This is a genomic window from Sphingomonas sp. PEI4 (genome assembly GCF_056679955.1).
In genome coordinates this window covers 885,001-907,187 of record NZ_CM155258.1, presented here as the reverse complement: position 1 = coordinate 907,187, position 22,187 = coordinate 885,001, and the positions used below count along the sequence as shown (strand labels likewise).

14 protein-coding genes are annotated in these 22,187 nt (G+C 63.7%); 10 read left to right on the top strand and 4 right to left on the bottom strand.

Features of this window, described 5'->3' with window-relative positions; translation table 11 throughout:
* Positions 1 to 19: 19 nt before the first annotated feature.
* The 7 genes from AC1MLZ_RS03880 to AC1MLZ_RS03850 all read left to right on the top strand — a co-directional run bounded on the left by AC1MLZ_RS03880 (position 20) and on the right by AC1MLZ_RS03850 (position 8,975).
* On the top strand, positions 20 to 637 hold the full coding sequence (locus tag AC1MLZ_RS03880) for an outer membrane protein (protein WP_480960541.1): 618 nt from the start codon (positions 20 to 22) through the stop codon (positions 635 to 637).
* Between the two features lie 84 nt (positions 638 to 721).
* On the top strand, positions 722 to 3,109 hold the full coding sequence (locus AC1MLZ_RS03875; protein WP_480960540.1) for a TonB-dependent receptor domain-containing protein: 2,388 nt from the start codon (positions 722 to 724) through the stop codon (positions 3,107 to 3,109).
* Between the two features lie 40 nt (positions 3,110 to 3,149).
* Positions 3,150 to 3,794, top strand: a complete 645-nt coding sequence (locus tag AC1MLZ_RS03870) for an RNA polymerase sigma factor (protein WP_480960539.1) — start codon at positions 3,150 to 3,152, stop codon at positions 3,792 to 3,794.
* A complete protein-coding gene (locus AC1MLZ_RS03865; protein WP_480960538.1) occupies positions 3,784 to 4,722 on the top strand; it encodes a FecR family protein in 939 nt (312 codons plus the stop codon). Before AC1MLZ_RS03870 ends, AC1MLZ_RS03865 begins: the two co-directional genes overlap by 11 nt.
* 159 nt (positions 4,723 to 4,881) lie before the next feature.
* On the top strand, positions 4,882 to 6,693 hold the full coding sequence (locus AC1MLZ_RS03860) for a DUF885 domain-containing protein (RefSeq protein ID WP_480961460.1): 1,812 nt from the start codon (positions 4,882 to 4,884) through the stop codon (positions 6,691 to 6,693).
* Complete coding sequence (locus AC1MLZ_RS03855; protein WP_480960537.1) at positions 6,690 to 8,198, top strand: S10 family peptidase; 1,509 nt, start codon at positions 6,690 to 6,692, stop codon at positions 8,196 to 8,198. The genes AC1MLZ_RS03860 and AC1MLZ_RS03855 overlap by 4 nt, the downstream gene beginning before the upstream one ends.
* Before the next feature lie 36 nt (positions 8,199 to 8,234).
* Positions 8,235 to 8,975 (top strand): dienelactone hydrolase family protein, encoded by a 741-nt coding sequence (locus AC1MLZ_RS03850; RefSeq protein WP_480960536.1) that lies wholly within the window; start codon positions 8,235 to 8,237, stop codon positions 8,973 to 8,975.
* A 75-nt stretch (positions 8,976 to 9,050) separates the two neighbouring features.
* On the opposite strand, the gene AC1MLZ_RS03845 is transcribed toward AC1MLZ_RS03850, so the two are convergent.
* Positions 9,051 to 11,801 carry a TonB-dependent receptor gene (locus AC1MLZ_RS03845; RefSeq protein WP_480960535.1) on the bottom strand — a complete coding sequence of 917 codons (2,751 nt, stop codon included), beginning with the start codon at positions 11,799 to 11,801 and terminating at the stop codon, positions 9,051 to 9,053.
* Between the two features lie 194 nt (positions 11,802 to 11,995).
* Positions 11,996 to 13,510: a glycoside hydrolase family 27 protein gene (locus AC1MLZ_RS03840; RefSeq protein ID WP_480960534.1), complete on the bottom strand. Its 1,515-nt coding sequence runs from the start codon at positions 13,508 to 13,510 to the stop codon at positions 11,996 to 11,998.
* Positions 13,511 to 13,617: 107 nt separating this feature from the next.
* On the opposite strand from AC1MLZ_RS03840, the gene AC1MLZ_RS03835 reads away from it, so the two are divergent.
* On the top strand, positions 13,618 to 14,547 hold the full coding sequence (locus tag AC1MLZ_RS03835; protein WP_480960533.1) for a glycoside hydrolase: 930 nt from the start codon (positions 13,618 to 13,620) through the stop codon (positions 14,545 to 14,547).
* A gap of 17 nt (positions 14,548 to 14,564) precedes the next feature.
* On the opposite strand, the gene AC1MLZ_RS03830 is transcribed toward AC1MLZ_RS03835, so the two are convergent.
* A complete protein-coding gene (locus tag AC1MLZ_RS03830) occupies positions 14,565 to 16,112 on the bottom strand; it encodes a family 43 glycosylhydrolase (RefSeq protein WP_480960532.1) in 1,548 nt (515 codons plus the stop codon).
* The gene (locus AC1MLZ_RS03825; protein ID WP_480960531.1) at positions 16,109 to 18,502 is read right to left on the bottom strand and encodes a beta-L-arabinofuranosidase domain-containing protein; all 2,394 of its coding nucleotides are present in this window, start codon (positions 18,500 to 18,502) and stop codon (positions 16,109 to 16,111) included. The genes AC1MLZ_RS03830 and AC1MLZ_RS03825 overlap by 4 nt, the downstream gene beginning before the upstream one ends.
* A 131-nt stretch (positions 18,503 to 18,633) precedes the next feature.
* Between AC1MLZ_RS03825 and AC1MLZ_RS03820 the strand changes: the two genes are divergently transcribed.
* Both AC1MLZ_RS03820 and AC1MLZ_RS03815 read left to right on the top strand, forming a co-directional pair.
* Positions 18,634 to 21,495 (top strand): glycoside hydrolase family 127 protein, encoded by a 2,862-nt coding sequence (locus tag AC1MLZ_RS03820; protein WP_480960530.1) that lies wholly within the window; start codon positions 18,634 to 18,636, stop codon positions 21,493 to 21,495.
* Between the two features lie 22 nt (positions 21,496 to 21,517).
* Positions 21,518 to 21,691 (top strand): hypothetical protein, encoded by a 174-nt coding sequence (locus tag AC1MLZ_RS03815; RefSeq protein WP_480961459.1) that lies wholly within the window; start codon positions 21,518 to 21,520, stop codon positions 21,689 to 21,691.
* Positions 21,692 to 22,187: the final 496 nt, after the last annotated feature.

Here is a 22,187-nt window from a genome sequence, read left to right as displayed (position 1 = left end):
TATCCTCAAGGATCCCATAATGTTCGGATTTGCAAATCGCGCCCTCTCGGTAGCCGCCTTCGCTGCCTTCGCCTTGTATTCGGGCAATGCCGTCGCGCAGACGTTCACAGGCCCTCATGTCGACGCCGTGGTGGGCTGGAACCGCATCGAAGGCAAAGCAGAAGGCCGGGGTGGCGACGGCGTCGTTTATGGCGCGAGTGCGGGGTATGACCTTCGCGCGGGCAACGTAGTGGCGGGGCCTCTGGCTGAAATTACAGACGCGTCAGGATCAAGTTGCAGGACCGTCGGCGCTGGCGTGCCTCAGGGTACAAGCTGCGTACGAAATGGCCGGAGTCTATTTGGTGGAGGTCGAATAGGAATGGTTGTTGGCAAAGGTACCCTGCTGTACGTGCTCGGCGGTTACGTGAACGCTCAAGAACGCAACTCTTACAAAGCGAGCCCCAACGCCTCGATTCCATTTCTTCAAAAAGACATGACGTTCAGGCGTAACGTCGACGGATACCGGGTTGGAACCGGGATAGAACAGGCCATTTCCAATCACGCGTTCCTGAAGGCCGAATATCGCTACGCCGACGTCGGTGACGCACCGAGCTCCCAGCAGCATCAGGTCATGACCGGCGTGGGCATCCGCTTTTAACCGATCGATCAAGGATCCGCCGTTCTGAACAGGTTCAAGGGATGTGCGCTCGCATTGTGGATTTGGCCGTACATCGTCGTTCCTGTGATCGCCGTGTCCGGGGTCTCGGGCGCCTCTGCGACTGCGACCGCCAATGGCGAAGCGTTCGATATCCCGTCGCTTCCGCTGGTCGATGCGCTCGATCGGTGGAGCGCGCAGACGGGCATCAGCGTCGGCGGCGACATCCTGGCACGCGGTATGAAATCTACCCCTGTCAAAGGACGCATGAGCGCGGCGAAGGCCCTTGATCGCATGTTGCGCGGGACTGGCTGGAAAAGCATTGCCCGTGGTCCCAGGATCTATCGGCTCGTCAGGATCGCGGCCCGCACGCCTGCCGTACCGCCGCGCCGTGCCCCGGTCGTCGTGGCGGATCCCGCGGAGAATGCCGAGATCGTCGTGACCGCGAACAAGCGTCGTTTGCCTTCGTGGGCGGACGGCAACGCCGTCGAAGTCACCCGGTTCGGCACGCCGCTTGGCTTCGCCTCGAGCCGTAGCAATGTGTCAGGCTTGGCGGATTCGATCCCGTCGCTGACGACGACCGCGCTGGGGGCGGGGCGCAACAAGCTTTTCGTACGAGGCGTCGCGGATTCGAGTATCTCCGGCGAGACGCAGGCGACGCTTGGCGAGTATTTTGGCGAAACCCGCACGAACTACAACGCGCCCGATCCCGGTCTGATGCTGTACGACGTCGATCAGGTCGAATTGCTCAAGGGCCCGCAGGGAACGCTGTACGGCGCGGCGACGATGGGGGGCATCCTGAAGATCGTTCCCACCCGACCGGATCTGAACGCCTTCACGCAAACCATCGACCTAGCGACGACACTCACCAAGGGGGGCGCGGCGGGCAGCTTCGCCGCAGCGACGATCAACGCACCGCTCCGCCGTGGCGCGATCGGCGTGCGTGGGGTCGCATACCGACAGATCGACGGCGGCTATATCGACGATACGCTCCGCGGTCTCCGCGACATCAACCGCACCGTCACGACGGGCGGTCGAGCCGACGTTCGCCTTTCACGGGGCGAGACACTGGTCGACGTCCTCGGCGTGCGTCAGGTGATCGACAGTCGCGATAGTCAGTATGTCGATGCGCGCCAGCCCGGATTGTCACGGCAAAGCGCTGTCGCACAGCCTTTTCGCTCTGGTTTCTCGTTGCTCAATATTGAGCTTCATCGTCCGTTGGGAAGCAGGGATCTCGTCTCGACGACATCGCTGCAACGCACCCATATCACCGCGGATTATGACGCCACGGCATTCGTGGGTGCGCCGACGATATTGGACGACGACCGTCGTTTCTCGACCATAAGCCATGAAACGCGGCTGTCCCGCTCCGACGCGGACGGCCGCGGCTGGTTGATAGGCGCCGTCGCGTTCCAGCAGAAGCAGGTTCGGCATCGCAGTCTCGCTGGCCATGACGATCCCCGTATCCCGGCGGGGTTTCGCGACGTGCTGTTCGACACCGCGGTCTTCGGGCAGTTCGCCCATCGCACGGGTTCGCTGCTGCTGACGGCGGGTGCCCGTCTTTCCTATTCGAGCCTTTCGGCCAAAGCCGGTGACAACGAGCCGTTGCTCGGCCCGCCTAAAATCGTTCCTCTCCGCGAGGTCAGGCTTTCGCCGGCAGCACGACTGTCATGGCTGGTCAGCGACGGTGTCACGGCATCGCTCGGCTATCATGAGGGATATAGACGCCCCGGCCTCCAGCAGAGCCGCCAGACGACGCAAGTCATCGTCGACGACGTGCCGCAGACGGTCACCGGCACCGCGTTCACGTCGTTTACCGGCGATGTCCTGCGCGTGGTCGATACGGCGTTCGGGTATCGATCGAACGGCGCACATCCCTTCGGATTCGACGTCACCCTATCCGCAATGCAGTGGTCCGACATCCAGGCCGATCGCATCGACGACATTGGCGGCGTATCGCCGGGCTTTCTCCGAACGTGGAACAGCGGCAACTTCCTGATCGGCAATATCGATGCGTCCGCGACCTGGCATGCGACGACAGGCCTGACCTTTCGCTCGGGCCTGTCGCTCAGCAAGGCCAAGGTGTCGCGCTGGATGGTCACCGTCGAACTACACGAACTTCCCAGCATTCCGGACGTCGTGGCCTATGGCAATGTCGACTGGACCCATGCGATCGCGCCGGGCTGGCAGGGAGCAATCGAGGCGCGCGCGTCATATCGCGGCAAATCGCGCCTCGGTCCGGGCTATCTGCATGACGTCATCCAGGGCGGCGTGACCTATTCCGCTCTGGGTTTCAGCCTCGCGCACGCCGGCTACCACCTGTCGGCGACCGTGCAGAACGTGCTCGACGATCGCGCGAACGCCTTTGCCTATGGCAACCCCTTCACGGTCGCGCTTTCGGGTATCGGCCGCGAGCAGCAGGCCACGCCGCAACGCCCGAGGAACGTGTCGCTCGGCTTGAGGAAGGAATTTTAGCCGATGCTGAGGTTCTTTCACGCCAGTTCCGTTATCGAGCATGACCAACTCGTCCACCAAGACCGTGCTCGATCCGGCGCGACGTCGCGAGGCGGGCGGGTGGCCCCGTGCGGCGCCGCGTGGATCGAATGATCGAACGGCCGCAAATCCCTTGAACGCGTATCCCAATCTCGCCCTGTTCGCTGCCAACCGCGCCAAGATCATCGGGTATCTGCGCGCTTTGGGTGCAGCGGACCATGCGGAGGATCTCGCGCACGAGACATGGTTGCGCATCGCCAGGCTGCCCGAGACGGAGCCGTTGACGGTCAGCTATCTGATGCGGGTCTCGCACAACCTGTTCATCGATCACATCCGGTCGGATCGTCAGCGACGGCGGCGGGAGGATGCGTATCAGCATGACGGCCCCGGCGGGGGAGAGATCGATCACGCGCCCGACACCGTACGGGTCCTGCTGTCGCGCGAGAGGCTGGCACGCCTCGACGCCGCGCTACAGGCTTTGGGCCCGCGTACCGAGACGATCGTACGCCGCCACCGGATCGAAGGCACCTCGCACCGCGCCCTTGCGCAGGAATTCGGAATTTCGGTCAGTGCGATCGAGAAACAGCTGCAAAAGGCCTACCGGGTCATCGCCTCGATCCAGATCGAGCAGGACGAAGATACAGGGGGACGCCGCCATGCACGCTGAGGATCGGTCGCTTCACGACGACGCCATTGCCTGGGCAGCGCGCGTCCGGGATGGCGCGTTCGAGGATTGGGAGGGGCACGCCCGGTGGCTCGCCGCCGACCCGCGCAACCCCGAACGCTACGCAGTCGCGGTGCTCGCACTGGAGGACGGCGTGGCGCAGATCCTGCCTCCGCCGAATACGCGAACTGCTGCTGCGAACGACGACGCGCCGATGCCGCGATCGAAGTCGGGCAGACCCTGGCTGTTCGCGGCGGCGGCGGCGCTTGCCGCCAGCGTCCTGGCGGTGATCGGCTTGCCGACCAGCGCCGGGATCGAGGTGCTTTCGGTCCCCGCCGGCGCAAAACGGGTCGCGCACCTGCCCGACGGTACGGTGCTCGCGCTGAACGGCGACACGTCGGTCCGCCTGATCGCACCGCGCCGCGTGAGCGTCGATCGCGGCGAGGCGTTCGTCCGCGTCCGTCACGATCCCGCGCATCCGTTCGAAGTGATCGCGGGCGGCAAGACCTACCGCGACATCGGGACGTCGTTCAACGTCATCGCGACGAACGGGGCCGTCCGCTTCGAGGTCGCAGAGGGGCAGGTCGTGTTCGATCCGGGCGGTGCCGCACTAGTACTGGGGGCAGGCGAGGGGCTCACCGTCAAAGGCCGGGAGATCCTGCGAACGACGAACGCTCCCTCGTCGGTTGGCAGTTGGCGAACGGGACGGCTCGTGTATCGAAACGCTCACTTGGTCGATGTCGCCGACGACCTGTCGCGGCTGTATGGACGCGAGATCGGCGTTGCGACGGGTCTCCGGCAGGATCGCTTTACCGGGATCATTGCAGCCCCGACGACATCGCAGCCGGACGCGCGCGAGATCGGCGAACTTCTGGGCGTGCGGGTCGTCGACACGGCGGGGCGATGGTCGTTCGAGAAAGGGCGGCGATAGGTCGGCCGGGATGGCACGACGGCGATTGGATCATCATCGATTCTGGAGGAACGAGCCGTCCCGCGCCCGATGGGTGATCGCGGACGCTTGCGAGGATACCTGTCGCATCCTACGCCCGTATCGTCGCATCCAAAGGAACGCCTGGTGTCCGTCAAACTGATGATTGCCGCTCTATTGTCCACCACGCTCACCGCCGTCACGGCATCCGGGCAGGCGCTGCCACCGCCCGCCGCGCAACCGGGCGAGAGCCCGGACGACGCCCGCCTCAAGCGGTTGTTCTACGACAGCGACGAGGCGAGCCTGAAGCGCAACCCGATCGAGGCGATTTTCCGCGGCGACGTGCGCTATGCGGACCGGCTGGGCGATTACCTGACCGACGCGTATCTGGCGGCGGAACGCGCGGCGATCGAGCATGACCTCGCCGCGCTCAAGACGATCGACCGGACCAAGCTGACCGCGACCGACCAGATCGCCTATGACGTGTTCAAGACGCGCAACGAGACCGACCTCGCCGGCTACGCGCCCGCGATCCTCAAGGTCCAGCGCGACCTGCCGATCGACCATTTCCAGGGGTTCCAGACCTTCTATCCCGACTTCGCGTCGGGCAAGGGCGCCGCGCCGTTCAAGACGCTCGCCGACTATGAGAACAACCTGAAGCGCAACGCGCAATATGCCGTGCTGCTCGACCGCGCGATCGGGCTGTTCCGCCAGGGCATGAAGGACCGGATCGTCCAGCCGAAGCTGGTCGTGACCAACATGATCCAGGAGTTCGACAACCTCATCGCGGAAGGCGTCGAGGGTTCGACCTTCTACGGGCCGGTGAAGACTTTCCCCGCGACGATCCCGGCGGCCGAACAGGCGCGCTTGAAAGCGACGTATGCGGCGCAGATCCGCGACGTCATCACGCCCGCGCACCAGCGGATGCGCGACTTCCTTGCCAAGACGTATCTGCCGGTCGCGCGCGATACGGTCGGGCTGTCGGCGCTGCCCGGCGGCGATGCGTATTACGCCTATCTGATCCAGCAACGCACGACGTTGCCGATGACCGCGGAACAGGTCCACCAATTGGGTCTGTCCGAGGTCGCTCGGATCCTGAAGGGGATGGAGACACAGAAGCAGGCGGTCGGCTTCAAGGGCGATCTGCCCGCGTTCTTCACTTTCCTGCGCACCGACAAACAGTTCCAGCCAAGCTCGGTGGCACAGTTGCGCGACGGCTATCAGGCGATCGAGAAGCGCATCTATCAGCGCATTCCCGAGCAATTCTCGCTGACGCCGAAGACCGCGCTGGAAATCCGCCCGGTCCCGGCGTTCAAGGAAAAGGGCGCGGCCGGCGGCTCGTACGAAGGCGGTACGCCGGACGGGGCGCGGCCGGGCGTGTTCTATTACAACAGCTACGACCTGCCCTCGCGCTACATGTGGGAAATGGAAACGCTGTTCCTCCACGAAGGCGTACCGGGGCATCATTTCCAGATCAGCCTCGCGCAGGAAAACACCGCGCTGCCGGCCTTCATGCGGTTCGGCGGCAACACCGCCTATGTCGAGGGCTGGGCGCTGTATGCCGAAAGCCTGTGGAAGGAACTCGGCATGGAGACCGATCCCTATCAGCGCATGGGCGGGCTGAACGACGAGATGCTGCGCGCGATGCGGCTGGTGGTCGACAGCGGCATCCATGCCAAGGGTTGGACCCGCGATCAGTCGATCGACTACATGCTCGCCAATTCGCCGATGGCGCGGACCGACGCGACCGCCGAAGTCGAACGCTATATCGCGATCCCGGGGCAGGCGCTGGCCTACAAGATCGGCCAGCTGACGATCTCGCGGACCAAGGCGAAGGCGCAGGCGGCGCTCGGCGCGAAGTTCGATCCGCGTGATTTCCATGCGCAGGTGCTCGATACCGGATCGCTGCCGATGCCGGTGCTCGAACGCAAGATCGACGCCTGGATCGCCGCTGGCGGTGGAGCCGCCAAGTGATCGTACGCCTCGTTACCGCGCTTGCCGCAGTGAGCCTCGTCGCTGCACCGATCGCGGCGCAGGACAAGAAGGAGACCTCGACCGTCGAGAAGAAGGTCGACGACGAGGTCAAGTTCCCGCCGCTGCCCGCCGACAAGACTGTGCGCCAGTCGGCGACGATCGGCGGACGGAGCATCGCCTACGACGCCACCATCGGCACGATCCCGGTGCGCGACGACAAGGGCAAGGAGATCGGCCAGGTCGTCTACACGTCCTATGTCGCGAAAGGTGGGGCCGCCAGCCGCCCGGTGACGTTCGCCTTCAACGGCGGCCCCGGCGCATCGTCGGTCTATCTCAATCTCGGCGCGGTAGGGCCCAAGCGCGTCCAGTTCGGCGCACAGGGCAATGCACCGTCAGACGCGCCGATCACGACCGACAACCCCAACAGCTGGCTCGACTTCACCGATCTCGTCTTCATCGACCCGGTCGGCACCGGCTTCAGCCGCAGCCTGGTCGACGCGGACAAGACGAAGAAGGCGTTCTACGCCAACGATCCCGACATCAAGTATCTGTCTAAAGTCGTCTACGACTGGCTCGTGAAGGCTGGGCGGCTCCGCTCGCCGAAATACGTGATGGGCGAAAGCTATGGCGGCTACCGTGCGCCGCGGATCGCATACGAACTCCAGTCGCAGATCGGCGTCGGCGTCAACGGGATCGTCATGGTCTCGCCGTATCTCGATCCCGCCTCGGGCGACGGCGCGACGGCGTTGTCGCCGCTGCCGTGGATGATCGACCTGCCGTCGATGGCCGCGGCGCATCTCGAGCAACAGCATCAACTGACACCCGCCGCGATGGTCGATGTCGAGGCTTACACGCGAGGGGCATTCGCGACCGACCTCTTGCGCGGGCGAACCGATCCACAAGCGGTGTCGCGGCTCGTCACCAACGTCAGCCGGCTGACGGGGCTCGATCCGGCGCTGGTGCAGAAGATGGGCGGGCGGGTTGATTCCGGTACCTTCCTGCGCGAAATCCACCGCGCGGATGGGACGATCGGCAGCGTCTATGATTCGAACGTCACTGCGTTCGATCCGTTTCCCTGGTCGGCGCAGCGCCAGTCGAACGATCCGATCCTTGACGCGTTGATCGCACCGACGACCAGCGCGATGGTCGATTTCGTCACGCGCGTCGTCGGGTGGAAGACCGATGCGCGCTATCATGCGCTGTCGTACGAAGTGAACGCGGCGTGGGATCGCGGCAAGCCCGACGACACGCCCGTCACCGATCTGCGCAAAGCGATCGCCAACGATCCCAAGATGGCGGTGATGATCGTGCACGGTTGGGACGACCTGTCCTGCCCGTTCTTCGCCTCGCGGCTGATCGTCGACCAGATGCCGAGCTTCGGCACGGCTGAGCGCGTGAAGCTCAATGTCTATCCGGGCGGGCACATGTTCTACAGCCGCGAAGACAGCGGCGCCGCGTTCAAGCGCGACGCCCGCGCGATCTATGGCGGCGGCGGGGCGAAATGAACCCGTGTTGCTCCATCTCGGCATGAGGATAAGCGGATGATCTTGCGCAGCGACGAGATACTGGATGTCGTGCCCCAGAGCGGTCCGATGCGAATGCACATGTTTCGGCCAGCGATCGAGGGGAGCTTCCCCGGCATCCTCCTGTTTTCAGAGATCTACCAGGTGACGGCGCCGATCCGCCGACTGGCAGCGATGATTGCTGGAAACGGCTATGTCGTGGCAGTGCCGGAGGTCTATCACGAATATGAGCCGCCCGGCACGGCCCTCAGCTACGATCCGGCCGGCACGGATCGGGGCAATGCGCTGAAGGTCACCAAGCCCGTTGCCGCGTTCGATGCCGATGCGGCGGCCGGCCTGACTGCTCTTCTGGCGCATCCGGCGTGCGATGGCAGGCTGGGGACGTTCGGCGTATGTCTTGGGGGTCATCTGGCCTATCGCGCCGCCCTCGATCCGCGCGTGTCCGCCGCGGCCTGCTTCTATCCGACCGATATTCATTCGGGCACGCTGGGAGAGGGGCGGTCCGACGATAGCCTGGCGCGCATCGCCGACCTGAAGGCCGCCATCATGTTCGTCTGGGGGCGGCAGGACCCGCATGTGCCCTATGCTGGTCGAGACCTGATCCGCGCGCGACTGGAAGAGGTCGGCGCGGACCATGAGTGGCATGAAATGAACGCGCAGCATGCGTTTTTACGGGACGAGGGCCCGCGGTACGATCCCGCGCTGTTTCTCCAGGCGATGATGCTGACCTTGGCGTTCTACCGTCGCGCCCTGGTATGACGGTGTAACCCTCGAGACGAAGGTTACACCTCGTGGATTGAACGGCCGGATGTCCATCCTCCTCGGCAACGACGATCAGAAACGGAAGCGGACGCTGCCCTGGACCGTTTTCGCCAAGGTACGAACCCCCAGGGGAAGCAGGTTCTGTTTGCCGAAATACCGGTAGACATCGTTGCCGAGCAGATTGGTGCCCTCGATCGACAGGGTCATGAACTTGACCGGCGTATAGTTGACGGCAGCATCGAGCCGGTACGTATCGTCGTTGAAGAACGAGTATTCCGGGTTATCTGCCCAGATGAACAGACGGTAGGCAGACCGATAATTGAACGCGACGCGCGTGCTGAATTTTGGCGTGTCGTAGAACAAGGCGGCATTGGCGGTCCATTTCGACGTGTTCACCGAATCGTAGGCGCCGGGGAAATCTTCGGGGAAGGGGTATTCGACCCGCGCCTTGGCGATGTAGCTCGCGTTCAGGCTTACCCCGAAATTGCGCCAGAAGCCGGGTAGAATATCGAAAAAGGTCTGTGCGGTCGCCTCAAGTCCGGCAAACGTGCCATCGCCCGCATTGCGCTGTTGCTCGACGAAGCCGCTCTGGCCGGGAAGCCCGTATTGCGCGAGATCGGCGGCCACTTCGCGGCTGTAGTAGAGGAACCCGGTCGCTTTCTTGTAATAGCCTGCGAGCGTCAGCTGGCCGCCGCGGCCGAAATAATATTCCGCACTGGCGTCGAAGGCGTGTTCGCGTTGGGCCTTCAGATCGGGGTTGCCGGCGGCAATGACCGGCGGCACCGCCCGCGTATCCGCATAATAGAACGGGCGGAGATCGTAGAAGCTCGGCCGCTGCACGTTGGTGGTATAGGACAGTCGTAACTGCGCCTTTGGCGTGAAATGGATCGTCGCGGTCGCGTTGGGCAGGAAGTCGGCATAATTCCCGCTTGCCGGCGCGAACTCGACGATGTCCGCGAACCCGTTCGCCGCGTTTCCAGGACGGAAGTTATAGCTTTTGGAGCTGCCCCAGGTGTTGGTGTACCGAACGCCGAGCAACCCGTCGACCGGTACGCCCAGATCGAATGCATAACCGAGCTGTGCGTAATAGGAGAGCCGGTTTTCGCGGCCGACATAGGTCTGGCCCCGATCCGACGGCGGATCTTCACTTGTAAAGCGGGTCGCGTTGCCCGGATCGTTCGCCTGGATATAGGTGCGGATCGCCGGCCGGTTCGCGAACACGTCCTTCCCCGGGATACGATACCATTGCAGGGCGCCGGGCAGATCCGGGCCGACCAGCTCAGCCTGGTTGCCGCCGGGAAATTGCGACAGCGGCGTGAATTGCCCGTTGATCCGTGGAAAGCCGTCGCGATAGCCATAATAACGGCTCGGATCGCGGCGATTGAAGCGGACGCCGGTCTGGATCGTCCGCAGCAATCCAGTCTCGCTGGCGGTGAGTGTCAGGTCGGCCTGGCTCGAAAACTCGCGGTTGCGCGATCCCCCGATCAGGTCCTGATACCGCTGCACGCCGTAATTGGCGATATTGGCGAGGTCGATGCCGTCGAACCGTATCGACGGTACCGGTTTGTCATAGGCGTCGGACGCGAAATCCACCGTCGCCGTCGTCAGGCCGTACGGTCGCGTCAGATGCTCGGCGACGACATTGCTCTCCTTGCTCCAGTTATACTGGACGCTCGTCGTCAGCAGCGCACGATCGCTGTGCCAGTTCATGACGAAATTGGTGGTGTAGAGGTCCGACCTGGTCTCGCTGAAAATAGAGTCCATCCCCGCCTGGAGACCCTCCGGCGTCGTCGCGTTGATCGGGACGTTGACGGTCATGGATTTCACCGTCTTGCCATCGGGTTGCAGGACGATGTTGCTGTAGCGCGATCCATTTTCGCGCGTCTGTACGAACAGGCGGTCGGACGTGTTGCGCCCGCGCGAGCCAAGATATCCACCCTCGAACACGAAATCGAGATTGTCGTTTGCGCGCCACTGCAGCGCCAGGTTCACCGATGGCCGGTCCACCCGGCCTTGCTCGAGCCCGTAATAGGCACGGTACGGAATGACGACATTCTCGAAGCCGGCGGGAAGCCCGGCGCGGGGCGAATTGGGCTCTGCGCTGCTACCGGACGGAACATCGGGCGATTCGCTCTCGATGAAGTTCTCCTTGTAGTTGGTTCGTGTCCACGATGCGTTGAGCAGGACGCCGATCTCGCCGATCCCGGTATCCCGGCGGTTGGCGACCAAGAGGCTGCCATATGGGCTGACGTTCTTGGCGATATCATCGTAGATGCCCTTGGCGCTGCCGGCGATCGTCCAGCCCTTTGCCAGATCGAGCGGGCGGCGCAGTTCGACGTTGACGGTGCCTGCGATGCTGCCTTCGACCTGGTCTGCGGTGCGGGTCTTGTAGACGTCGACCGACTTCAGCAGTTCGGCCGGGATATCCGCGAGATTGAGCGAGCGACCATCGCCGAGGCTGGTGTCGTTGCCGTTGACCGTGGTCTGGACGCCCGCCAGTCCGCGGATGGCGACGCTTTGCCCCTGGCCCCGCTCGCGCGTGATCTGCACGCCGGTCACGCGCGACAATGCTTCGACGACATTGTTGTCGGGCAACTTGCCGGCGTCCTCGGCAACGATGGAGTCGACGATCTGCTTCGCGTTCTTCTTCTTGTTCGACGCGGACGCCACCGATCCGCGGATACCTACCACGATGATGTCGGTCTTTTCCGCCGTATCCGAAGTCCCGGTTGGGGTGACGATGACGGTTCGGTTCTGATCTGTGGCGCCCGCGGGCGGCGGCGTCGATACCCGCAAGGACTGCGTCCATGCGGTCGTCGGCATCAATGTAACAGCTGCAATCAGCGGACCGAACCGAAACCCCTTAGTCATTATCGCCACCCCATTTTTATTATGTATACTGTATACTTCCTTTTGTCTGAGTGATTGTCAACGGTCATCGTCAGATCGGAATAGGAGCCACTACCGGTCGCGATTAGTGTGTAGTCTTATAGACTTGGTAGTTACTCTTAAGATGTTCAGCGAACAGCGATGCGCAATAGCACTACACCGTGAGGGGGGATGGAAAATCGCGTGTTTGGTCGGACCTTTGCGCCCGACCAGAGGTCTTGAACGCTGCCGAGTCGCGGTAGTCCGGCGTCGGCCGCCGTAGTGGCGATCATCGTCGTCTGATTACCGCGATTGAACACCGCGAGCGCCACCGCGCCGTCGACGAGCGGCTTGCGCCAGATCTCGACATCGCCTTCGCGCCGAATGCGCTGACCGTGGATACCGCGCGTGTCCTGGTCGACGGCCAGGACATTCGCATTCGTGAGCACCGCCATCGCGGCCGGTGTGGTGCGACGCAGATCGTGGCCCATGATCAACGGTGCGGCCTGCATCGCCCACAGCGTCATGTGCGTGCGGTACTCGTCGTCGCTCATCCCGCCATTGCCGACCTCGAGCATGTCGGGATCGTTCCAGCCACCGGGACCGGACGGCGCGAATTTGGGATTTCGGACGAAGCCGATGTCGGACATGCTGGCATAGTCGTCGGTGATGTCGCCTGTCGTCCGCCACAGATGTCCGCCGACCTGGCGTCCCCAGGACGACACGGCGAACCGGCCGTATTCGCATAGCGAGTAGATCATCGGGCGACCCGTCGCCTTCAGCGCGGCACCCATCTGATGATAGGTCCGCTTGACGCTGTCCGCGTCGGCGTAGAACCATTCGCCCGAGCACAGGTCGTATTTGACATAATCGACGCCCCAACGCGCGAACGTGCGCGCGTCCTGCTCGACATGCCCGTAGCTGCCTTCATAGCCGGCGCAGGTCTTGGGCCCGGGCGAGGTGTAGAGCCCCAGCTTCAACCCCTTGCCATGCACATAGTCGGCGAGCGCCTTCATGTCGGGAAACTTGGCATTGGGTTGCAATATGCCGGCGGAGTCGCGTTTGCCCTGCCAGCCGTCGTCGATGTTGACGTAGCGATAGCCGGCCTTGCTCAGGCCGCTTGCGACCATCGCGTCGGCCATCGCCCTGATCGTCCGGTCATCGATATGTTCGGCGAACTTGTTCCAGCTCGACCAGCCCATCGGCGGCGTCGCTGCGAGATTATCGGGCGCTATGTTGCCCATGGGTGGCAGGTCCGGGGCTGGGCGGAACGTTCGCGCGGCGACCTCCGTCACCGTCGCGGGACGCCCGGTCTGTTTGACATCGGCATGCCAAATCCCGCCCTCCAGCATCACGCCGTGTCCGTCGATCTTCGCGGTCCAGTGCCGCATCGGGCGAGCGGCATCGTTGAGGTTGCGCGTGTCGAACGACAGGACGTCACCGCTCCACCGCGCGTCCTGCATAGGGATCGCACCGTACCATCCGGTGGTGATCGATCCCGATACCGCCCCGCGGTCTCCAGATACCTGCATCATCGTGACGCCGGGATAACTGGGCGCGTCATCGAAAACCCATGCTCGCTCTGCTGCGGACACCGCGGAGGCGAAGGCGCCGTTGCTCGTCAGCGCCACCAGCGCCAGGACCAGGCTTTTCACTATCCGCATCGTCACGTCTCCCCAATGCTCTGGGCACGCGGGCGGAATTCACGCCCTTTACGTTCCCAATACAATCGACTTATACAGTATACGATTATGTAGGAGCAAGATGGCAAATGGCGCGTATCTGGTCGGTTTCCTTGTTCCTTCTCGTCGCCTGCCCCGTGGCCAACGCGGACGCGCAGGATATTTCGCAAACCCAACCGGCCTTAAAGACGTCCGACTATCCCGCCCGGACGATCGGAGCCCCGCCTGCCGACCTGAAGCTCGACCGGTTCTACACGCGCTACATCGACGCAGCGGGTATCCCGATCGCGTCGTCCGCGGCCGTCCCGGATACGGCGTTGCTCCTCGCGCGCGACATTGCGGTTGCGATGCTGGCTGAGCGTCCGGACCTGCGCCGGGCGATGATCGCGTCGGGCTTCCGGGTGGCGATCATGGGGCCGGAAGAGGGGACGGTGGATCTCCCCGAGCAACGCGACTGGAAAAAGCCCGCGATCGACGATCCGCGGCTGACGATCTGCGAACGCAAGCTGTACCCGAAACGGATCGGCACGATGAGCGATGCCGCCTATTGGAACGGACGCGCACGCGGCATGGGCGGCCTGCTGACCAGCGCGGCGACGGAGAACCTGATCGGCACGCCGCGCACCCGCTATTACGGCGAGAACATCTTCGTCCATGAATTTTCGCACGCCATCCTGGAGGCCGCCCGGCAGGTCGATCCCGGCCTGTATACGCGGGTCGAGCGTGCGTATCGCTCGGCCATGACACGGGGCATGTGGAAGGGCGAATATGCCGCCGTCACGGTGGACGAATATTGGGCGGAAGGCACGCAGACCTGGTTCAATTCGAACAGGCTGGCCGTCGTCGATGGTCGGCGGATCCTGTCCGACCAGGATCTCGCCGACTATGACGTCGCGCTCTTCAACGTGCTGAGCGAGGTGTACGGCACACGCCACCGCGTGTCTGGCGACGTGTATTACATGCACCCTGCGCGCGTACCGCCGGGGCCGCCGCCGACCTCCACCGCAGAGGTCTGCTGACGGCACCAGCGCTCGGCTTATCCGCAGGCCGGTACGACGGTCGCAGGAGCCTGAAGCGGCGCCGCGGCGCGCGGCGCGAGCGTCTCCCATTCCTGCACGGCGATCCCCGCATGACGATCGCCGCGGCCCGACGCATCGAACACCGCCCTCAAACAGCGCGTGGTGATCGCCGGAAACCGGACGGACTGCCATGCATCCGGCGCGGTGCCGTAGCGGTCGGCACCTGGCACCGGCTTCCACGCGCCGTCCCAATATTCCAGGTGCCACGCGGTCGGCGGCGCGACACCCTCGTCCGCGCCAGCGGGATGATCCGCCCAGAACCGGATCCGGCTGCCGTCGAGCGTCACGGGCTTGGGCCAGCGATACTCGATCCATTGGTGTGCCGGATTGGCGGGTGACCAACTGCCCCACAAGTCGGGCGGCAGGGGGGCTGCCTTGACGATACCGTCGTTGAGCGACTTGATCCAATATTGCACCGGTACGGGTTCGTTCGAGGCGTGCGCCTGTGCCGCGGCGGAGAGATTGCGCGTCGGGGGCGTCGGCGGCAGGGGGCGCCGGGTCGGCACCACTGGACGGATCGCGGCGGGGGTCACGGTATCGTCCCAGTCCATGCGGTCGATCGCGACGCTACGCCGAAAATGCCCACCGCCGACCGCATCGCCGGTATGATAGGTGAGATACCATTGGCCCTTGAATTCGACGGCACCCGCGTGGCTGGTGGTCGAGCTGAGCGGCCGGAGCACCGTACCGCGGTATGTCCAGGGCCCGAGCGGCGACGACGCCGTGCCATACGCGATGCATGCATGATACACCGCGGGCGTGCAGGCGGAATCAGGCCCGGCATTGTTGCCGGCATACAGCATGTAATAGGTGCCGTGCCGCTTCATCAGCCACGGTGCTTCGAAGAAGCCGGTGAGCGAACGGACTGCCGTTTCCCCGCCTTTGGGCGTTACCATGTCGCGCGCCAGTTCGATCCCGCGCAACTGGCCGAACGTGCCCCAATACAGGTAAACACGACCATCATCATCGACCATCACCGTCGGGTCGATATTCTGGATGTGGTTCGACACCGGGGTCGTCTGGGAAATGATCGGGCCGGACGGGTGTGCGTCCCGCCATGGGCCTGCGATCCGGTCCGCCACGGCGACGCCGATCGCGAACTTGTCCTCCGCCACGCTCTGTCGTTGGAGGACGGGTGCGTACAGGTAGAAACGACCGTCCGCGCCCTTGACGATCTGCCCGGCATAGGCGCGGCCTAGCTCGGCCCAGGCGAACACGGCTTCGGGCTGCGCAATCGCCGGATAATGCATCCAGCGGCCAGAGGTGGGATCCTTGGTCGACAGCAACTGCCACTCGTTCATGACGAAGTCGTTGACGTCGGGTGGCGCCTCGTCGCGGCCTGCCAGGATCCAGAGCGTGTCGTGGTCCACCACCGGCGCGGGATCGGTCGAATAATACCGACCGTCGGCAAGGATCGGGTTGCCCGGTGCCGTGACGGGTATCGCCGTCTGGGCGACCGACTGGCTTCCTGCCAGCAATGTTGCTGCAGCGATCGCCCCCCTCACTTGCCTGCTCCTGTACCGGCTGCGAGCAGTCGCGCGCCGAAAACCGGTCCCGCCGTCTTGCCCTCATGCGGGACGAACCGCACCCGGAGAGACGATTTGCCGCGCGTCAGCGCTATCGGCAGCGGATAGTCGACATCGACGAACTTGCTGGGCGCGTCGCCCTTCCGCTGTTCGCTGGCGACCTTCACGTCATCCACCAGGATGTCGAAATCGCGGTTCTTGTCCTCACCCCAATAGGTGGCCTGGAGGACCAGCGGGCCCGGCCGGGTCTTGAGGGTAAAGGCCATATAGCCCCCCGATCGCACGTCGCGGCCGTTGCGTCCGCGATAGCTGGCGGGCCAGGACTGCTCGCTCTCCAGTTTGTGATCGCGCTCGGGCTGCATTTCGCCGAAATACATGATGTCGATGGACCGTGCGGCGATATCCTTCTGGCGCGCTAGCTCGGCCTTGAACGCGACCTCCTCCTGTTGCCACTGGCTCTGGGTGAACTGGCGAAAATACACCGCGCTGCGCCGATCGAACTGGCTGTAGAACGGAACGAAGGTGAGGTCGCCGGGGCGACCGACCCCTCGGGCGGTGAAGGTCGAATTACGGCCGGCGACCGGCGTAAACGCGTCGAGTACGGCGTCGCCGACCAGCGCGGGCTCGATCCCCGTCCACGGTGTTTCCGCAGGGCCGAGATCGGCGGCCAGAACCAGCGGGCCGCGCAGGATCGCGATCGACCCGCCGCCCTGTGCCTGTTCCGTCCGCAGCTCCAGCGGCAGCGTGATCGCGATGACGTCTCCCGCTGCCCAGCGACGCTCGACCACCGCATACCCGGACGTGTGCAGGGGCGAAACGGGCGTGCCGTTGACGGTCACCGTCTCTCGTCCGGATGCCCAGCCGGGCACGCGCAGTGCCACGGCAAATCGACCGCGTCGTCCCAGTTCCGTAAAGGTCAACCGCGCCACAGGATCGTGCGGATAGCGGGTATCGAGGGATATTCTGGCCTTGCGCGCGGCCCATTGTGCGTCAGCCGGGATGTAGAGGTTGACCATCAGCATCCCGTCTCCTTCCCAGAAGATCGAGTCGCCGTGCTTGGCATGCGCCTCCATTCCACTGCCACCGCAGCAGACGAACCCTTCCTCGCCGGCCGGCGCGAATTCGCGTGCTGCGCCCGACAGCATCGGGGTGAAATAGGAGAAGCCGGCGTTACGCGGGTTGAGTTGCGATAAACTGTGGTTGAGATGCGCGCGTTCGTAATAATCGAAATACGCGCCGTTGGGCGACCAGGCGAACAGCTGCCGCGTCAATTTGAGCATGTTGTACGTATTGCAATGCTCACACGTCGCCTCGCTCAACGAACCGGTAATGCGATCCGGGCCGAAGAAATATTCGCGGTCGGCATTGCCGCCGATAACGTAGCTGTGATGCTTGGTGACGGTGTCCCAGAAGAACTCCGCGGCGGTGCGGTAGCGCGTGTCTCCGGTCAGATCGTACAACCGCGCGAGCCCGACCAGCTTTGGCACCTGCGTATTGGCATGAAACCCTGCGAGTTTATCCTTGCGGGCGGCGAGCGGATCAAGGACGCGCCTGTCGTAGATCCTTTGCGCGACCTTCAGCCAACGCGGGTTGCCCGTGCGCGCGTATAACTCTGCGTAGCTCTCGTTGAGGCCACCATATTCGCAGCCCAACACTTCCTGCATCTGCGCGTCGTCGAGCGCGGCAAATACCCGCTCGAAATAGGTCGCGAGCCCGACCAGCACGGTCAGCGCCTGCGCATTGCCCCAGGCACCGTGCACGTCGAGCAGGCCGGCAAACAGCTTGTGAACGGTATATAGAGGTGACCACGAACCGTTGAGATCGAACCCACCCGACTTGATCTCTCCCTTCATGATTTCGGGAAAGATCTCCTCGCCGTCGACGATCGCGTTTTCGCCTTTTCGCTTGCGGCCGAGCGCACCGACATAGCCCGTGCCCCGCTTCGCCTGCGCCTCGGCGAGCTCGGCGACGACATACTCCGCGCGCCGGCGGCATTCGGGATCCCCCGTCTGCGCCTGCATCAGGACGAGCGCGGTAAGGTAATGCCCGAGCGTATGACCAGCCAGCGAGTCGCTTTCCCAACCGCCATAGATTTCCGCCCGTGGTGTCAGACCGGCATATTTGCGGAAATTGTGTAGCAGCCGGTCGGCGCTCAGGCCGAGGAGGTAGCGATGATTGACGTCGACGGCCGTAGCGAAGTCCGAAGGAGCAAGCCGGACGGCCGACAGCGGGAGCGGCTTGACCTTTGGCAAGGCGTTCAGCGTATCCGCGGTCAGCGTGGTTGCCGCCCGCACCGGCCATGCGGCGACGGCGATAGTGGCCAGCGTGCTTCCGCGATGCATCAGAGCCCGTCGTGTCATCGGCGCCATGATTATTCTCCCTCGTTTGACGCAGGTATAGTCAGACAAAAGCTATTCGTATACTGTATCTGATACTAGAGGTGTCCGGTTGGCGTGTCGTGACGCAGTTGCCGGGATGAGTTTGGATTGGGAGATCATGCATGTCCGTCGATAACCACCAGGACTCTGATGAAACCGGCGCGTATCGGTCCGGCTTTGCCGATCTCCAGCGCCGCCATCTGCTGAAGGTGGCCGCCGGAGCAATCGCCGTATCCTTTGCGGATACCGGGCTCGCTCTGGTCCCACACGCCGACACGATCGTAAATCTCGCCAAAGCCGCGAAGCCGAGTGGCCTCTACGTATCGGGGGACACCAGCCTCAGCGCGCTGAACAACGGCGCGGAGCCCTCGAGTTCACAGGACGCGGGCAGGGGGGCGTACGGCACCTGGCCGCGAACAGACCGGCAATGGGTGGCCTACGAGTGGAGCCAGCCGATCTCGACGGACAGCATCGATCTCTATTGGTGGCATGATGGCCAAGGCATCGCAGCGCCCAAGTCCGCGCGGTTGCTGTACTGGAACGGCAGCGATTACGTGCCGGTGCGGGTTCGCCAAGGTCCGGGCGTCCTGACGGACCGCTACAACCGCGCCGCGTTTGCGCCGATCACCACGACGCGGCTGAAACTGGAGTTCGAAGGCGACGGTAAGAAGTCGGTCGGTATCCTCCAGTGGAAGGTCTATAGCGCCGGTCCGGTGCCGGCGTTTGCGCCCACTGTGGTCGCGGGGATCGATCGTTCGATGGTGATCGGTGCGCAGACCTATCTGGCCGGCAAGGCGGACTGGCTTCAACGTCGGAAGGGTGACGCGCTACACTGGACCAAGGTCAGCGGGCCGGGCGACGTGATCTTCGCGGATGCCGCCGCATCGACGACGCGCGCTACCGCCAACCGGCCCGGCGACTATGTCCTGAAGCTGTCGGCGAATGCAGGCGCCAAGGATGCCGCGTCGACGCTGAACCTCCACGTCGTGTCGCCGCCACCGGCGAAACGGCTCGATGTCGTGTATACCACGCCCTACGCGATCAACAGCCCGCTCTGGAACGCACGCGCCAAGGCGTTGATCATCAACTGGATTCCTCATTGCATCGCCTATTGCGAACGCACCGACCTGACCGACGGGCAGGGCGGCCTGGACAATTTCATCGAGGCGGCCAAGGCGCTGCAAGGCGGACCCCACGCGCCGCATAAGGGCTATGTCTTTTCCAACGCCTGGGTTCATCAGACGATGGAGTCGATGTGCATCGCGCTGATGGTGGATCCGCAGGGCGACGGGGAGATTGCAGACGCGCAGACGCATATGCGCAAGACGCTGGAACGCTGGATCCCGATCGTTCTCGCCGCGCAGGAGCCCGACGGCTACCTGCACACCGCCTATACGCTGGCGGATCGCGGCGCGTGGCCAAAGCGCTGGTCTCCTGAACATCGCGGCGACCACGAGGGTTATGTCGCTGGGTATTTCATCGAATCGGCGATCAACCACCACACATTGACCGGCGGCAGCGACCTGCGGCTCTACGATGCCGCCAAGAAGCTCGCCGACTGCTGGGTCGCCAATGTCGGTCCGGGCAAGACTGCATGGTTCGACGGCCATCAGGAAATGGAGCAGGCGCTCATTCGCTTCGGGCGCTTCGTCAACGACATGGAGGGGAAAGGACGTGGCGATGGCTATATCAAGCTCGCCCGTTTCCTTCTCGACTCGCGCGAAGGCGGCTCGGAATATGACCAGAGCCACCTTCCTCCCGAACAGCAGTATGAGGCGGTGGGCCACGCCGTGCGGGCCGTGTATTTCTACTCGGGCATGGCCGACATCGCCGCCGAGACCGGCGATCGCGACTATCAAAGTGCGACGATGTCCCTGTGGGACAACATGGTGAACCGCAAATATTATGTTACCGGTGGTGTCGGCAGCGGCGACACGTCGGAAGGTTTCGGCGGCAATTACAGCCTGCGCAACGACAGTTACTGCGAGTCCTGCTCAAGCTGCGGCCTGATCTTCTTCCAGTACAAGCTGAACTTGTCCTACCACGACGCCAAATATGCGGATCTCTACGAGGAGACGATGTACAACGCGTTGCTCGGGGCCACGGATCTCGACGGCAAGAGCTTCTGTTACACCAACCCGCTGGTCGATACCGATCGTGCCAAATGGCACACCTGTCCGTGCTGCGTCGGCAACATCCCGCGCACGCTGCTGATGATGCCGACCTGGACATATGTTAAGAGCGACGACGGCGTCTACGTCAACCTGTTCGTCGGCAGCCGCATCGATGTGGGCGATATTGCCGGCACGCGTGTCGAGATGATCCAGGAAACCGACTATCCCTGGAAGGGCGCGGTCGCCATTACCGTCAATCCCAGGGACGCGCGCAGATTTTCGGTGCGCGTTCGCGTTCCGAACCGCAAGACGAGTGCGCTCTACACCTCCGAGCCTGAAGTTCAGGGGCTGCTGCGCCTGTCTGTGAACGGCACGCCGATGACCCCGGAAATCGATAAGGGCTATGCCGTCATCACCCGTGAATGGCGGCGCGGCGACCGTATCGAACTCGAATTGCCGATGGTCGTACAACGCGTGACCGCGGACGACAGGATCGACGCGACACGCAGCAAGGTCGCGGTCCGGTACGGCCCCCTGATCTACAATGTCGAGCGCGTCGATCAGCCTCGCCTAGACCTTGCTCTATCTCCTGCACCGCTGAAGGCCGAATGGCGTCCGGGATTGCTCGGTGGGATGACGGTGGTTCGCGGAACATGGGCCGATGGATCTCCGATGCTGGCAATCCCCAATTTCGCCCGCGCGAACCGCGACGGCGGCTCGATACCCGAGTTTCCGGGAAGACAAGCCTCTGTCGAATACGCACCCGGCGCAACGCCGGAAGAAACCGGCGTCAAGTCGACGGACCAACAGGCACAGAGATCGTCCTCGGGCCCGACCGGCCGATCGCTCGTGTGGATGAACAGGGTTTGAGCGCGAGGGCGAGTTCGTCGCGCTGGTCGGGCCATCGGGATGCGGCAAGTCGACGCTGTTGCGGATGAGTGCCGGGCTCAAGGCGCGTATCGAGTGCGGGGGCGGATGTCGATCAGCGCGCGACGTAACCGATGCGCGCCATCGGACCGCGGGCTGGCGATGGTGTTCCAGTCCCATGCGCTCTACCCGCATCTGACGGTGGCGGAGACCATCGCATTTCCGTTGAAGGTCGCGAAGGTCGCCAAGTGCGAGATTGCCGAGCGGGTGGTGGAGGTCGCGGCGATGCTCGACCTGTCGGAGCTCGACCGGCGGCCGCGTGCTCTGTCGCGGGGGGCAGCGCCAGCGTGTGTCGACGGCTCGGTGCCGCTCTGCACAGTTGGAAGCGCACCGGGCAAGGTTCGCAGAACTGGCCTCAGGTTTCAGTCGGCTTCGCATACGCCATATAGGACGCGCCCAGAACCTCGCCGGCATAGCGCGCGCCAGGTTGCATCCTCGCTAGGGCGAGTACGGCCCCACTTGGCCCCGCTGGGCGCTTGAGGCGTGTTTTCCCAAAAAGTGCCATGGAACTGTAAAATAGTGTTTGACGGGTCGGGGAGGTGGTCCTAGAGGGGTGTCACCGCAGCGGAGTGCCTAACGGCTTCTACCGCGGTCGCAAAGAGAACCGGATGCTGCAAGCTTCTTCTAACGAAGAG

Coding starts and splice junctions, on each gene's coding strand:
- AC1MLZ_RS03870 (WP_480960539.1), top strand. CDS start 3,150: ATGACCAACTCGTCCACCAAGACCGTGCTCGATCCGGCGCGACGTCGC.
- AC1MLZ_RS03880 (WP_480960541.1), top strand. CDS start 20: ATGTTCGGATTTGCAAATCGCGCCCTCTCGGTAGCCGCCTTCGCTGCC.
- AC1MLZ_RS03845 (WP_480960535.1), bottom strand. CDS start 11,801: ATGCCGACGACCGCATGGACGCAGTCCTTGCGGGTATCGACGCCGCCG.
- AC1MLZ_RS03860 (WP_480961460.1), top strand. CDS start 4,882: ATGATTGCCGCTCTATTGTCCACCACGCTCACCGCCGTCACGGCATCC.
- AC1MLZ_RS03820 (WP_480960530.1), top strand. CDS start 18,634: ATGTCCGTCGATAACCACCAGGACTCTGATGAAACCGGCGCGTATCGG.
- AC1MLZ_RS03835 (WP_480960533.1), top strand. CDS start 13,618: ATGGCGCGTATCTGGTCGGTTTCCTTGTTCCTTCTCGTCGCCTGCCCC.
- AC1MLZ_RS03825 (WP_480960531.1), bottom strand. CDS start 18,502: ATGGCGCCGATGACACGACGGGCTCTGATGCATCGCGGAAGCACGCTG.
- AC1MLZ_RS03865 (WP_480960538.1), top strand. CDS start 3,784: ATGCACGCTGAGGATCGGTCGCTTCACGACGACGCCATTGCCTGGGCA.
- AC1MLZ_RS03840 (WP_480960534.1), bottom strand. CDS start 13,510: ATGCGGATAGTGAAAAGCCTGGTCCTGGCGCTGGTGGCGCTGACGAGC.
- AC1MLZ_RS03850 (WP_480960536.1), top strand. CDS start 8,235: ATGATCTTGCGCAGCGACGAGATACTGGATGTCGTGCCCCAGAGCGGT.